The sequence below is a fragment of the Janthinobacterium sp. SUN073 genome (assembly GCF_030397665.1).
Classification (GTDB): Bacteria; Pseudomonadota; Gammaproteobacteria; order Burkholderiales; family Burkholderiaceae_D; genus Janthinobacterium.
The window spans coordinates 157,383-172,583 of record NZ_JAPUBT010000002.1 but is presented as its reverse complement, the minus strand read 5'-3'; the positions used below and the strand labels follow the sequence as shown (position 1 = coordinate 172,583).

General features: G+C 61.2%; 10 protein-coding genes. 6 read left to right on the top strand and 4 right to left on the bottom strand.

Annotated features, from left to right (window positions below; genetic code table 11):
• Positions 1-68 precede the first annotated feature (68 nt).
• Positions 69-440 (top strand): gamma-glutamylcyclotransferase family protein, encoded by a 372-nt coding sequence (locus O0882_RS08695; RefSeq protein WP_289947049.1) that lies wholly within the window; start codon positions 69-71, stop codon positions 438-440.
• 39 nt (positions 441-479) lie between these two features.
• On the opposite strand, the gene O0882_RS08690 is transcribed toward O0882_RS08695, so the two are convergent.
• Entirely contained in the window at positions 480-884 is a 405-nt protein-coding gene (locus O0882_RS08690) for a ribonuclease domain-containing protein (RefSeq protein WP_289947047.1), read from the bottom strand.
• A 446-nt stretch (positions 885-1,330) separates the two neighbouring features.
• Between O0882_RS08690 and O0882_RS08685 the strand changes: the two genes are divergently transcribed.
• Positions 1,331-3,193 (top strand): amidohydrolase, encoded by a 1,863-nt coding sequence (locus O0882_RS08685; RefSeq protein ID WP_289947046.1) that lies wholly within the window; start codon positions 1,331-1,333, stop codon positions 3,191-3,193.
• Positions 3,194-3,289: 96 nt separating this feature from the next.
• On the opposite strand, the gene O0882_RS08680 is transcribed toward O0882_RS08685, so the two are convergent.
• From O0882_RS08680 to O0882_RS08670, 3 genes are all read right to left on the bottom strand, one after another.
• On the bottom strand, positions 3,290-5,245 hold the full coding sequence (locus O0882_RS08680; RefSeq protein ID WP_289947045.1) for a cytochrome c/FTR1 family iron permease: 1,956 nt from the start codon (positions 5,243-5,245) through the stop codon (positions 3,290-3,292).
• Positions 5,246-5,403: 158 nt separating this feature from the next.
• Positions 5,404-6,108: a hypothetical protein gene (locus tag O0882_RS08675; protein WP_289947044.1), complete on the bottom strand. Its 705-nt coding sequence runs from the start codon at positions 6,106-6,108 to the stop codon at positions 5,404-5,406.
• Positions 6,109-6,202: 94 nt separating this feature from the next.
• The gene (locus O0882_RS08670) at positions 6,203-7,237 is read right to left on the bottom strand and encodes a zinc-dependent alcohol dehydrogenase (RefSeq protein WP_289947754.1); all 1,035 of its coding nucleotides are present in this window, start codon (positions 7,235-7,237) and stop codon (positions 6,203-6,205) included.
• Between the two features lie 542 nt (positions 7,238-7,779).
• On the opposite strand from O0882_RS08670, the gene O0882_RS08665 reads away from it, so the two are divergent.
• The 4 genes from O0882_RS08665 to O0882_RS08650 all read left to right on the top strand — a co-directional run.
• A complete protein-coding gene (locus tag O0882_RS08665) occupies positions 7,780-9,069 on the top strand; it encodes a hypothetical protein (RefSeq protein WP_289947043.1) in 1,290 nt (429 codons plus the stop codon).
• A 142-nt stretch (positions 9,070-9,211) separates the two neighbouring features.
• Positions 9,212-10,057, top strand: coding sequence for a tail fiber protein (locus O0882_RS08660; protein WP_289947042.1), 846 nt, complete (start codon positions 9,212-9,214; stop codon positions 10,055-10,057).
• A gap of 113 nt (positions 10,058-10,170) precedes the next feature.
• Positions 10,171-11,133, top strand: coding sequence for a tetratricopeptide repeat protein (locus O0882_RS08655; protein WP_289947041.1), 963 nt, complete (start codon positions 10,171-10,173; stop codon positions 11,131-11,133).
• Between the two features lie 64 nt (positions 11,134-11,197).
• On the top strand, positions 11,198-15,201 hold a 4,004-nt coding region (locus O0882_RS08650; protein ID WP_289947040.1), incomplete at its 3' end, for a YDG domain-containing protein.

Below are 15,201 nucleotides of genomic sequence, written 5' to 3'. Positions count from 1 at the left end.
CGGCGCGTTGTTCTCTTCCTGGAACGGCGCTACGATGCACTCTATCGACCATCGACCAGGAGCGAAAAATGGTAACTATTCCAGCGGCAGCGACAGAGCATCTGTTTTCCTATGGCACCTTGCAGCAGCCCGAGGTGCAACTGGCCACCTTCGGGCGCCTGCTCGACAGCCGGCCCGACCAGTTGCCGGGCTACCGCCTGGCGCTGCTGGCCATCGATGATGCGCAGGTGGTGGCGACCAGCGGCAAGACGCACCATCCGATCGCCTCGCGCAGCGGCGCGCCGACGGATTGCGTGCCGGGCGCCGTGCTGGCCATCTCGGCGGACGAATTGCGGCAGGCGGACGGCTACGAGGTGGCCGCCTACCGGCGCGAGCGCGTCACCCTGGCGTCAGGCATGCAGGCCTGGGCGTACGTAGATGCGCGCGATGCGGCGCCGTGACCGCTGGTTTCGGCGTCGCTTGAATTGGAAAAAGAACGGCTAGTTTTTCAGGCTGCAGAAGGAAGTATAGTGGTCCTGCGTATAGTAGCGTTCCTCCAACTTGCGTTTGCCAGCCGGAGTTTGCACAAGCAGTACCGCACGATGCGAACCTGCCCCGCCGTCGCCGCCGATACCCAAATAGTATTCATAATAAACCTCGTCCTTGCCAGCGGCGGGGAGGCGCTTTTCATTATTATTGAATACGACATTGCCCGGACCACCCGCCACCGCGCTCGTCTTTGCGTTGCGGTAGGCGTCATATTCGCTATTTTGCGGGGTAGGCAGGGTTTTGCTCGGTTCCCTTTTGCCGCAGTCGGGGATTTTCGCCGCATAGGCATGGGACGATAACAGGGCGCCTGCCACAATAAGACCCAGCGACCAGGTTGTTGCGCGTTGAATTTTCATCGATCGGCTTTTGTTGGTGGTGCGTTCAATGGATAGGCTTCTTTTGATACGGCCGGTGTTCGGGCGACCGGTGTAATCTCTGCAATACAGAATATAGTTAAATTTTTGAAAATATAACTATCCAATTGTCACCTGCCGAAAAATAGTTTTATGTCTTCTTCAGAGAAATGGGAGGGGACTGACAAAATAGTGAATAAATAGATGGCGAAATGCTGCGGGAAATCAATGCAGGGCAAGGCGTTCAGAGTAGTCACATAGACATGCACATTAACGTGACAATGTTAGAGTTTTTTTTGATGGGCAATTCGTTATGCTATGTAGCAGTTATTGGAAACAAGCGAGCCAGTTTATGCATATCGCTTTCCCGATATTTTGTTGTTGAGCATATCAAACCCTGAATGATGAATGTATTCATCGTCAATCATTAACTTCTGATAGGAATCTGCATGAGCCATGACCATCTCGGTTGCGCCTGCTGCAACCTGCCTCATCTGCCTGCGCTGACTACCGGCCTGCTGACGGAAACCGCGCTTGGCGGTGAACTGGATGCGGCGTTTCAACACGCCTACGCCCGGCACGCCCGGACACTGGGGCCGCAAGCCGTGATCTTCCATAACGGTGTCATCCATACCCTGGCCGCCGGTGGCAGCGCGCGGGTGGAGGCACTGGGCATGGCCGGCGGCACCATCATTGCCACCGGCACGCTGCACGAAGTGCGCCAGGCCATGCAAGCGCACCGGCCGGCCGAGACGGACCTGCACGGCCGCACCTTGTTGCCCGGCTTCGTCGAACCCCATATGCACGTCCTGCCCAGCGCGCTGTACAAGAGCTGGCTGCCGCTCACGCCCTTCAGGCCGGCGCCCCGGCAACAGGAGTTGAATCTGGAATATAGTTTCCAGAGCATCAGCCAGCAGATTCGCACCGCGCTGGCGCAGCCGGACAAGCTGCCGAAAGACAAACAAGGCAACCCTTGGGTGCTGGGCTTCGGCGTCGACCCATCGTTGATGCAGCCTTGGGAAGACATCACCGCCAGCCAGCTGGACCCGCTGAGCAGCACGGTGCCCATCCTGCTGATGAACTCTTCCGGCCACCTTGCCTATCTCAATACCGCTGCGCTGCAGGCGGCGCAGATCGAGGACACGCCTTCCGGCGTGCTGACCGAGATCAATATCGCCACGGCGCTGCAGGCCGCGCCGCAGCCCAGGCTGCTGGAATTTGTCGCCTGCCTGAAGCAGGTGCTGGAGCATGCCTCCGCCATGGGCTTTACCAGCGTATTCGACGCCGGTCTGGGCGCCACCGAGCAGCCTCAGCTGGAAATCGGCTTGCTCAAACTGGCGGCCCACCTGGGACCCGTGCGCATCGGCGCCGCACTGTTCACCAAACCCGATGAACCGGCGCTGGACAAGTGGCTGCAGCGCTACACGCCGGACCTGGACAGCGATGGTGACCAGCGTTTCAGCATCAGGGCGATCAAGCTGATCGCGGACGGCTCCAACCAGGGCTTGACGGGCTACCAGAGCGAGCCCTATGCCTGTTCGCATGAACACGCCGTCCCGGATGTGCCGGACACCGGCTTGAACAATTACCAGGACACGTCCGTGTTCACCCGCATGCTGGACAAGGCGGTGGGGCACGGCTGGCCGGTGCTGGTGCACGCCAACGGCGACAAGGCGGTGGAATATGTGCTGGACAGTTACGCGCAAGTACTCACGCCACGGCCAGGCATCCTTAGCGAAGAGGAGGTGCACAAGCGGCGTCAGCTGCGCCTGCGGGTCGAGCACGCATCGCTGTTGAATGACGATGCCATCGCTAAAATGGCAGAGTTGCAGTTGAACCCCAGTTTCCTCATCGGCCACGTGGGCTACTGGGGGCACACGTTCCAGTGCACCATTTTTGGCCAGGAGCGGGCACAGTTGCTGGACCGCTGCCAGTCGGCACTGCAAGCGGGGATGCACGTCAGCTTGCACTCGGACCATTTCGTCTCGCCACTGGGCGCCTTGCGCATGATGGAACAGGCGGTATTTCGCAGCATGGAAGGTGCGCCAGACAACGAGGTGTTGAACCAGGACGAGTGCCTGAGCCGCATGGCGGCCTTGCGTGCCGTCACGCTCGATGCCGCCTGGCATTGCCACCTCGACCACCTGGTCGGCTCGCTGGAAGCCGGCAAACGGGCTGATCTGGTGATTCTTGCGCAAGACCCGCTGGACGAGAGCGTGCGCAAGCTGCGCGACATCGTGGTGGAGGAGACCTGGCTGGCAGGGGTTAAAGTGCACAGCCACAGCAAGTCGCCAGGCGACATGGCGCGCTGAGCCGCCGCAATGCAACAGCCCCCGATCGCTTCAGGCAGCGATCGGGGGCTGGCGGAAACGCCCGTGCCGGCGCGTTTCAGGGATGGCACTTCAAGCTCAAGCGGGCTTGTGCTTGCCTGCCGAGTAACGGTTCCAGCCATAGCCGGCGACGATGATGGCCAGGATGGCGGCCTGCGCCAGCAGGGTTTCCGCCGTGGGCAGGATGCCCAGCAGGTCGACACGCATGAAGTCGACCGGGGTGACGCCGATCCAGCCCGCTTCCTGCAGCGCGGCCACGCCTTTGCCCATCAAAATCACGGCCAGCACGGCCACGAAGGCGGACGTCCACGAGAAGAACTTGCCGATAGGCATGCGGGCGCTGGTGCGCAGCAAGGCCCAGGCGATCACGACCAGCAGCACGATGGCCACCAGGAAGCCGCCCAGCAGGGCGCCGCCATTGCCATCCGCCGCCAGGGCGGAATAGAACAGCACGGTTTCAAAGACTTCGCGGTAGACGGCGATAAAGGCCAGGGCGAACAGGCCCCAGGCGGAGCGGCGCGTCATGGCCGCCGTGAGTTTCTCATGCAGGTATTCCTGCCAGCGCCCGGCGCTGCTCTTCTGGTGCATCCACAAGCCCACGCTGAGCAGGACCAGGGCCGCGAACACGGAACCGAGCCCTTCGCTCACTTCCCGGCTGGCGCCGCTGATGGTGACCAAATACGTTGCCGCCACCCATGTCAGGCCGCCCGCCACCAGCGCGCTGATCCAGCCGCCGTGCACGTAGGGCATGACATCGTTGCGCTTGGCCTTGCGCAGGAAGGCGATGATGCCGATCACGATCAGCAATGCTTCCACGCCTTCGCGCAGCAAGATCGTCAGGGCGCCGATAAAGGTCGTCATCGGCTCGGCCTTGGCGTCGCCCAGCTCCGCTTCCACGTGGGTAAATAGTTGCTGCAGCTTCTCGCCCGCCGCTTCGGCGTCGGCTACCGTGCCCTTGGCAACGGCGGAACGGTAGGCCAGCATGGCGTTTTCCACGGCCAGCAGCAGGGATTTGTTGCGCGCGCCGACCATCGGCTCGATCGGCTCGAAACCGTCCAGGTAGGCCGACAGGCCCAGGCGCGTGGCGGCCGCGCGGTCGCCCGCGTGCACGGCGGCCAGGCTTTCTTCCAGGCGCAGGCGCGACAGGGCCAGGCCCGTGGGCTTGTGCGCCTCGGCCTTGCCAGGGGCGCTGCGCAGGTACGCCGTCAAGGCTTGCGCCTCGTCCGCGCCCAGCTTGGCTGCTGCGGCTTCCTGCGTCAGGGTCGTCACGGCGGCCAGGTCCGCGTACAGTTTCTTGGCCCGTGGATCGTCCTGCCACATCTTTTCGCCGTGCGCGCGCGCCGCCGCGTCGTGCGACATGCCGCCCACAAAGAAGGCCAGGTCCCAGCGCTCGTTTTCGGACAGCTGGCCGAAACTGGCCATCGAAGTGCCCGCCACGCCTTGCGAAATGACCTGGTACAGCGCCATCACGCTGCGCGACTGGGCCCGTTCGCCATCCGTGAAGGCGATCGGTTTCGGTTCCAGACTGGCCGCCAGCGGACCGTCGCCGCCACCGGCCACGCCGTGGCAGGAAGCGCACTGGGCCGCATACAGGGCCGCGCCGCGCATCAGGTTGGGCAGCACTTTCGGCGCCACGGGAATCGGGTAGGCGGCGATCAGCAAGCCATTCGCGTGGTGCGCCAGGCGCTTGACTTCCACGCCGTCGGCCTTGGCCACGACGGCTTTGCGCAGGTCGGCGATGGCGGCGGCGATGGCCGGCTGCGACGCGTGGGCGGGCAGGGCGGCGATCTGCGTCGTCGCGTTGTCGGTAAAATCGAGCATCTCCGCGTATTCCGCTTCGCTGACCACCTTGCCGTGCTCGACGGCGCCGCTGTAATCGACGGCGACATAATCAATCAATTGCCACAATTGCTTGGCACCGGCGCCAGGATCGGCTACTTGCGCCTGCGCGCCACCGGCCAGCAGCAGGCTGAGGCTGAGGCTGGCGGCGACGAGCGGATAGCATACGAGCCATTTTTTCATTTTAATGAACATGATTCTCATTCTCATTTCTTGTTAACCCGGCGACTATAGGACAGACCGTGCGGGGTGTCAACGGCGCACGGCTGCGCGTCGGCGCAAACAGCGCCGCCCTGGTCAGGAATATTGACCAGGGCGGCGTGTTTGTGGAAGGGAACGAGATAGATTGAGGGCTACTGCTTCGATGCCGGTTTGGCGTACAAACCCCTGGCCAGGCCGCTGTCCGCATCGTCGACTTTCAGGCCGCCACTGACGACGCGCAAGGCCAGTTTCTGGAATGCCTGGCCCCTGAGCCACCTGGCGTCGGTGACAGCGAAGGCGGCGAGGCGTTGCTGCGCGCGCTCGGGCGGCACGGCCAGCCATTGATAGTCGGCCTGCGAGCCCTGGCGGCGCAAGCCGGCGCGCACCCAGCGCTCCGACGCCGGCATGCGCACGATGGCATCGCCGTTCGCCACGCTGACGGCCGTGGCCGTCTTGCCGCTGTGCGCCTCGAACTTCACTTCCACGCCGGGCATCGGCCCCACTTGGGGAAAGCCGACGATGGCCACCCACAGTCCCGCTTCGGCGGGTTTCTGGATGCGCATTTCCGCTTCCTCAAACACGCGGAACTGCGGCTCCTTGCCGCCATTGCCCGCCACCAGGGTCACTGTGTCGCCGGCAACGCGCCACTCGCCGCTGGCTTGTTCGTCGGTATTGCCATAGCTGAGCATCCATTCGAACGTGCCATCCTTTTTCAGCAGCAGTTCGGAGCCCGTTTCCATGACGCCTTGCAGGTAATAGTGCCCAGGCAGGGAGGGCGCGGCCTGGTCGGCCGCGCTGACGGGAGCGGAGCAGGCGAGGGCGGCGCAGGCCAGCAAGCAAGAAAGAGATATTTTCATCGGTGTGTCCTTTATAATGTGCAATTATGGCAACAAAAATGGAATTGCCGTCGCACGACACACCGGCGCAGTTGGCGCGCTGCTCAGTCGTAACTCAATTGCCGCTGAAATCGAGCACCACGCGCGAGGCCACCTTGCCATGCTCCAGGCGGCTGAAGATCTCATTGATGGCCGACAGCGGCTGCAATTCGATGCCGGCCTTGACCTTGCCGGTGGCGGCGAAGGCAAGCGCCTCGGCCATGTCCTGGCGCGTGCCCACAAAAGAGCCGCGTATCGTCACGCAATTGGCGACGACGTCGAACAGCGGCGTCGGGAAGTCGCCCGGCGGCAAGCCCACCAGCACGCAGGTGCCGCGCTTGCGCGTCATCGCCACGCCTTGTTGGAAAGCATCGATCGACGGCGCCGTGATCAGCACGCCGTGCGCGCCACCCCCGGTCGCTTCGCGCAGGGCCGCCACAGGGTCGCCCTGGCGCGCATTGATGGTCACTTCGGCGCCCAGGGCGCGCGCATGCTCCAGTTTGCCTTCATCGATGTCGACGGCCGCCACGCGCAAGCCCATGGCCACCGCATATTCGATGGCCAGGTGGCCCAGGCCGCCGATGCCGGACACGGCCAGCCACTGGCCCGGCCGCGCTCCCGTTTCCTTGATGCCCTTGTAGCTGGTCACGCCGGCGCAGATGATGGGTGCTGCCTGCACGGCGGAAAGACCCGCCGGAATATGCGCGACGTAGCGCGGGTCGGCCAGGATGTATTCGGCAAAGCCGCCATTCTTGGTGTAGCCGCCGAACTGCGCCTCGGCGCACACGGTTTCCCAGGCTGCCAGGCAATGTTCGCAATGGCCGCAAGCCGAGTAGAGCCAGGGCACGCCGACCCGGTCACCCAGCTGCACTTCGGTCACGCCCGTGCCCATGGCGACCACCAGGCCGATGCCTTCGTGGCCGGGAATGAACGGCGGCGTCGGCTTGACGGGCCAGTCGCCGCGCGCCGCATGCAAGTCCGTGTGGCACACGCCGCAGGCTTCCGTCTTGACGAGGATCTGGCCGGGGCCGGGCACCGGCACGGGAACGTCGCGCAGCACCAGGGGCTGGCCCAGTTGTTCGACAACGGCGGCTTTCATGGTAGTGGGGATCATGTTTTTCCTTATGAAGTTGGTCATGCGTAGTGCAGGACGCAGGGCGTGAGCCATTGTCTCTGGAATAGAGACTTGCGAATGATCATATTCTGCTGCATACGATTCGAAAATTGATTGATCTACATCAATATAGTGGCGCACGTTACTTCAATATTTGAACTTTATCAGCCATCCACGCCACCATTCAATCCCTTCGGACGATGCTGTATATAAGACGCACCATGAAAGACGGGGTGCGCAATATGCCGATGATCCGATGTGGCCGATGAATTGAATGGTCTGGCCATTGCCTCCCTCGTCCATGAGGAGGTGCTGGCCGGCGTCACAATTGGTCACTTCCTGTGGGTATTGGTGGTTTGTTATTTAAGTAAGCCACTCACTATACTTAGGCGAATTGAACCCAATAAAGATATTGCCACAGGAAACAATGGACATTCCCCGATTCTCTCTCCATGCATCCGGCTTTCCTGTTTCTGGTATCGGAAAAAAATGTCTGCATATCCATCCTGGCGAGAAAAGAACCAGCTGCCCCGCAGTAATTGACGCCATTTCTATTCGCCGGCATTCCGCTTGTTTCACGAAAGTCCCTGGACAAGAAAGAAATCATGTCAGCAAATTTTGATGTTTTTCAGCAGACGTTTGCCCTGTCGTTATTGTCGAATCTGGCTTCTGACTATATTGCAAACGAGCGTTATACCCCGGGTACGCATGGCGACCCGCTGGAAGCCCAGCTTGCGGCGAATATACAGGCGACATTGCCCCTGCCGGTGATCACGGCGGGGCTGGGGGACGGCTGGCAAATCGCCTGGGGGCCAGCTGTGTGGCGCGGAGCAAACGCCAAGGTGGCGCAAAATGCGGCGCTTGTTTTCTACAATCCGGCAGTCACATTTGAGGATGGGACAACGGCACCAACCCATGTAGTTGCCATTTCCGCCACCAATGCGATATCCGGCTATGACTGGATCGTGGAAGATTTCACGGTGTCTTCAACCGTCAACTGGACGCAATACCATCCCGCAGTACCGTCTGCCACGGTCATTTCACACGATTCTCTCATGCCGGTCATTTCCAAAGGCACGGCGACTGGCGTGGCACATATTGCAGCGCTGACGCCAACAGATCCGGCCCATGGAAAAACCAGTCTGTCCGATTTTATTCGACAGCTCAATGGCACGGTCAACGCGGGCGCGCGCATAGTCTTTACCGGGCATAGCCTTGCCGGCGCTCTGGCCCCGACGTTTGCCTTGTACCTGGAGGAACACGGCGCATTGTCGGCATTTGAACGGGTACAGGTTTATCCGACCGCCGGAGCATCGCCTGGAAATGGCCGCTTTTCCAGGCAGTTTGCCCATGCCTTTCCGCGCAAGACTGCTGGAGAGAAACCCTGGCAGAACTGGAACATCTTGATCCGCAATCAGTACGATATCGTGCCGCATGCCTGGAACCTGAGCACCCTTCTTCAGTTGTTGACCATTTATGGCAACTCGGATGCCGAAGGCGGGGTAAAGCTGCCGGAACAGATTTATGGCGTGGTGCTGGCTGCATTGGCTGATTCGGCCGCCTCGAAAACACTGTATGCCGCGCTGCCGAGCGCACAATTTTCAGGCGGGTCCCCAGGGCCTGCCCCTGCAACGGCTGCAGCGTATCTGACCATGGCAGGGACCCAGCATGTCAAGGTGTATATCTCCGAGATTCTCGGCCCGGATTTTCCTGCTGTCGGACACGGCCCCACTGTTCCTGGCGTCATTGAATTCAACGATGCCACGCAGCGGATTGCGGCGATTGTCAAGATACTGGAAAAAATTCTTCATCCTGGCGCTGCCGGCTAAGTAATCCTCGGGAAATTAGTGTGAATTTATTGGGGGTTACTTAGTGCCGGGCAGGTGCATCGATGACGTCAAAGTGACACTGGCAATGCAGAAAGTTTACGCATCACATAAAACGTTCGCTTCACATCAAGGGGAAATAGAAATGAAATTTGTCGTCAAGAATCACTTTTCTCGCGCCGCACTGATCGTCGGCACCGTATCGGCAGCCTGGACACCCAGTAGTTTTGCCTGTTCCGACAGTCCCATCCTGGCGAGTATCTGCATCATGGCCGTGCCATTCAATTTCGGCAGTTTCAATCGGCAGTATGTGCTGGCTGCCGGCCAGGAGGTGCCTATCACTGCCAATCCGGCACTGTATTCCCTGATCGGCATTACTTACGGCGGTACTGGCACGACCACGTTCAAGCTGCCTGACCTGCGCGGCAGGTTCATGGTCGGCGCCGACGGTGTGAATTACCTGTCAGGCGCCACGGGCGGTAAAAATGCCATTACCCTGACTGTTGCACAACTGCCGCCGCATGCGTTCGCGCTGAACGCAATTCCGGTTGATCTGAAAGGTGTAACGGTCAGCACGGCCGTGCCGTCGCTGACCGGCACCGCAAGCATTGCCAGTGCCGTTGTGACCGGTACGGTAGCAGACCTGAAGATGAATGTGGTCAATGCTTCTAACGGATCAGGAACACCCTCGGGTAACTATCTGGCCAAGGCAAGCTCTCCTCCCTCGTACGTTTATTCCTCAGCGACACCGGATGCCACACTGAATGCCAACGCCATCAGCGGTGGCACAGTGTCGGTCACGCTTCCTGCCAGCTCGGCAGTCGTGACGACGCTTGGCCGTGACGTGGCCGGTGTCGTAGGCGGCACCGCAACGGCCAGTGGCAACACGCTGCCCATCGGGACTGGTGCTGCGGTCGATGCAAGACCGCCCTATATTGCATTGACATATTACATCGCGGCCACCAATGGCATGTATCCAAGCCGGGACTAAGAGTCCTAACTGGGGCAGGCTCTAAGCCTCGTCGCCGACGATCTGAGCCTGCCTGGACCGGTGGCATTGTCGATGGCAAGCCACCGCTGATGACTTTATCTGGAGTATTTACTTTGCCTACCCTCGCTGTTGCAGCAATGGTCGCGCTGTTGCTTGCCTCGCTACAGGCCAGTGCCGCGCCGCGCGACCTGAGCACTGAGTTGAAGCGCGCCGACAAGGCACTGACCGCGCAGGAATTTGCGCTCGCCTACAAGGAGTATGCGCGCGTCGCCGCGCGCAATCCTTTGGCGCAATTCAACCTGGGATTGATCGAGCGCGAAGGGTGGGGCCGCGCGCGCAATCCGGCAGCGGCCTGCGCCTGGTTCGGCAAGGCTGCACAGGGCAACATTCCGGCCGCGCAACAGTTTTTTGGCGATTGCCTGGCTGAAGGGATCGGCCAGGCGGCCGACGGCAAGGCAGCCGAAGCGTGGTACCGCAAGGCGGCGCAGGCGGGTATCGTGTATGCGCTGTGTTCTGCCGGTCAGCTGTACATCCGCGGACAGGTCGTCGGCAAGGACGTCGAGCACGGCCTGGGGCTGTGCGCGCAAGCGGCGCAGGCAGGCTCGGCACCGGCCATGCTGCGCATCGCCGATTATTACAAGGATGGCACGGAAGTGCCGCAGAATCTGGCGGCCGCGCGTTCCTGGTATCAGCAGGCCGCGGAAAACCGCGACCATCTGGCGCAATACCGCCTGGGCGTGATGCTGGGACAGGGCGAGGGCGGCGATGTGAATCCGGCGCTGGCCTTGTCATGGCTGGAACATGCGGCTTCCGAAGGGTATGCGCCGGCCTATTTACCGGTGGCCATTCTGTATGCCAACAGCGCGCCGGACCCGGCCACTGGTGCGCTGACGCCGGCCAATCTGGCGAAGATCTATATGTGGAACAGCGCTGCCAAAGCCACCACGAACAATGCGGCAACACTGGCCGAGATCGAGCGTATTGCTCAACTGGTCAATCAAGTGATGCCGGCAGAGTGGAGGCCGACACTTGACCGCCGGGTTGCCGAGCATCTGAGTAGATTTTCTGCCAATTAACTAACATACATACAACAAGCGGCATGCCATCTGCGCATTGAGCCGCCAACCAGAGAAAACCATCATGCGCCATGCTTCCATGAACAGAATTTATCGACTCATCTGGAGCCATGTGCACCACGCCTGGGTCATCGTGCCGGAACGCGCCAGGGGCCGGGGCAAGGCAGCCAATCGCAGCATCCTCTTCAGCGCCTTGCTGGCCGCCGCCCCTGTCGCCATGGCGGGGCCGACAGGCGGCCAGGTGACCGCCGGCAACGGCTCCATCAGCCAGAACGGTGCCACCACCACGGTGACGCAAGCGAGCCAGAACCTGTCATTGCACTGGACTTCTTTCAATACGACGAACCAGGAGACGGTCAACTTCGTCCAGCCGTCGGCCAGCGCAATTGCCGTCAACCGCATCAGCGACACGAATGCCACCCAGTTCTTCGGCCGGCTCAATGCCAATGGCCAGGTCTACCTGATCAATCCGAATGGCGTGCTGTTTGGTGCAGGATCACAAATCAACGTGGGTGGCCTGGTTGCCTCCACGCTCGATATCGGCGATGCGGGCCTGAATGGCGCGACGCGCCATTTCAGCGGCAGCGGCACGGGCAGCATCATCAACCAGGGCAGCATCAATGCGGCCCCCGGCGGCTATGTTGCCTTCATCGGCAATACGGTGAGTAATCCTGGCAGCATCAACGCGGGTGCGGTGGCGCTGGGCGCGGGTAGCGACGTCACGCTGGCGTTTTCCGGCGATAACCTGGTCAATTTGCAGGTCAAGCAGAGCACGCTGAACAACCTGGCCGAAAATGGCGGCCTCATCAAGGCCGACAGTGGCGCGGTCTGGCTCTCGGCTGGCGCCAGGGATGCGGTGCTGGCCAGCGTAATCAATAACACCGGCATCATTCAGGCGCGCAGCGTGCAGAATGTCAACGGCTCGATTGTGCTGGCGGCGGGCAGTGCCGGCACCGCGACCAATAGCGGCACGCTCGATGCGTCCGGTAGCGGCGGCGCAAGCGGCGGCACCGTGAAGGTGCTCGGCGGCACGGTCAAGCTGGCGGCAGGCAGCGCGATTGATGTGTCAGGCGAAGGCGGCGGCACGGCACTGGTGGGCGGAAATTTCCTCGGTAGCGGCAGCGAGCAACGCGCGCACACCACCACGGTCGACGCTGGCGCCTCGATCAAGGCCGATGCCATCACCAGCGGCAATGGCGGCAATGTTGTTGTCTGGTCGGACGGTAGCACGCAGTTCAACGGCAGCATCACGGCACGCGGCGGCAGCACTTCCGGCAATGGCGGGCAGGTGGAGACTTCCGGCAAGGTCTTGAATATCAAGGCCGGCGCCGCTGTCAGTACGGCCGCGCCCCGTGGCAAAGCCGGAGACTGGCTGCTCGATCCCGATGATATTACGATCGGCAATGTCAGTATCTGGGGCAATTCCTACGGTGTCAATGTCGACGAGCGTGTCCTGGTGGCTGCGCTCAATAATGGCAATGTGACCATCAAAACTACCGCATCCACGGCCAGCTGCTCGGGTACTACGTGTACCCATAGCGGATCTGGCAATGGCGATATTGTGGTGCTCGATAGCATTGGTGCAGGTATTGACTACGACAAGCAGACAAACATTGGTGCGAATTGGACCAACAACACGACGCTTACGCTGAGTGCCTATCGCAATATCTTGTTTAAATTGACCAGCAATGTACCTTATAAGGAAGGGGTCGGCGATTTTGGCGGAGGTATTATCGCTAGCGGGGCCGGGAATGTTGTACTGAGAACAGACAATACTGCGACGGGTGCAGGTACGGTCATTTTTAACGATGTTTCTCAAAATTTCGTTTACCTCGTTGATAGTGCAAGCAACATCGCCATCTATTACAATCCGAATAGCTATGGCGCGCCGACGGACTATAGCGCCTACACCTACATCCCTAACGCCAGTCAGCTAAAGGCCTATATGGCTATCAATATGACTGGCTCGGTTGCGTCGAAAACTTACGATGGCAACACGACGGCCAGCATATCTGGGCTGACTCCCTTATTGACTATGCCGGCCGGATTGACGCTCAATAGCACCGGTGCGCAGGCTATTTTTTCCGACAAAAACGCCGGGACAGGCAAAGCCGTGACGATTAGCGGCGTCACCGCCACCGGCAGCGGCGCGTCCAGCAGCACCACGGCCGATGGTAACACCGCCATCAACTATGGCGGCAACAACTACTATATCAATGGTCTCGACAGCAAGACCGCCACTATCAGCGCCAAGACCATCAGTGCGAGTGGCATGACTGCTGACAACAAAACCTATGATGGCACCACCACGGCCACGCTCTCTGGCGGCGCCAATGTCGCTTCTGGCATCGTCAGCGGCGACAGCGTCTCGCTGAATGGGGGTACGGCCACCTTCGCCGATGCCAATGCCGGCGTCAGCAAGGCCGTCACCGTCACCGGCTTTAGCCTGAGCGGCAGCGATGCTGGCAACTACATATTGACCCAACCCACCGGCCTGACGGCCACCATCCACAAGGCCGACCTGATCCTGACTGGCGGCAAGACCTATGATGGCAACACTGCGGTGGCGGGCGGCTCGCTGACGGCCACGGGCGTGGCCGGGCAAACCTTCAGCGTCGGCGGCACCGGCGATGCGTCCAATCTTGCCAGCAAGAACGTGCAAACGGGCGCGGCACTGGCCAGCGCCACCGGCCTCGTGCTGGGCAGCAGCGGCAATGGCGGTCTGTCCGGCAACTACAATGTGCTGGGCACGGCCGGCAGCAGCTATACGGTGACCGCCAAGGGTATCACCCTGACGGGCATCAACGCCGTGGATAAAACCTACGACGCCACGACCACGGCCACCCTGAATACGGCAAACGTGGCGTATTCAGGCATGATCGCGGGGGACGACCTCAGCCTGGGCGGCCAGGGTGTCGGCCAGTTTGCCAGCAAGGATGCGGGCACGAATAAAACGGTCAGCGTGTCCGGTTTCAGCCTGAGCGGGCTGGACGCCGGCAATTACGTCGTCACGCAACCGTCAGGCTTGACGGCGACGATCAGCAAGGCTGAGCTGGTGGTATCGGGCATCAGCGCATTGAATAAAACCTATGATGCGGGCACCGGCGCGACCTTGAGCGGCAGCGCCAGTGTTACCGCCTTGCTCAACGACAGCGTGTCCGTCGTTGGCACGGGTAGCGGCAGCTTTGCCGACGCCAATGCCGGCAGCGGCAAGACCGTTGCCGTCAACGGCTATGCGCTGACGGGCTTGGACGCGGCCAACTACAACGTGGTGCAGCCGATCAGCGTGACGGCGACCATCCACAAGGCGGACCTGGTCTTGTCCGGCGGCAAGACCTATGATGGCAACACTGCGGTGGCGGGCGGCTCGCTGACGGCCACGGGCGTGGCCGGACAAACCTTCAGCGTCGGCGGCGCCGGCGATGCCAGTAATCTTGCCAGCAAGAACGTGCAAACGGGCGCGGCACTGGCCAGCACTACCGGCCTGGTGCTGGGCAGCAGCGGCAATGGCGGTCTGTCCGGCAACTACAATGTGCTGGGCACGGCCGGCAGCAGCTATACGGTGACGGCCAAGGGCATCACCTTGAGCGGCATCGGCGCCGTGGACAAAACCTATGACGCGACGACGACGGCCACCCTGAATACGGCAAACGTGGCGTATTCCGGCATGGTCGCGGGGGACGACCTCAGCCTGGGCGGCCAGGGTGTCGGCCAGTTTGCCAGCAAGGATGCGGGTGCGAATAAAACGGTCAGCGTGTCCGGTTTCAGCCTGAGCGGGCTGGACGCCGGCAATTACGTCGTCACGCAACCGTCAGGCTTGACGGCGACGATCAGCAAGGCTGACCTGGTGGTATCTGGCATCAGCGCATTGAATAAAACCTATGATGCGAGCGCCGGCGCGACCTTGAGCGGCAGCGCCAGTGTTACCGCCTTGCTCAACGACAACGTGTCCGTCGTTGGCACGGGTAGCGGCAGCTTTGCCGACGCCAATGCAGGTACTGGAAAAAACGTCAGCGTCAGCGGCTATGCGCTGACGGGTTTGGACGCGGCCAACTACAACGTGGTGCA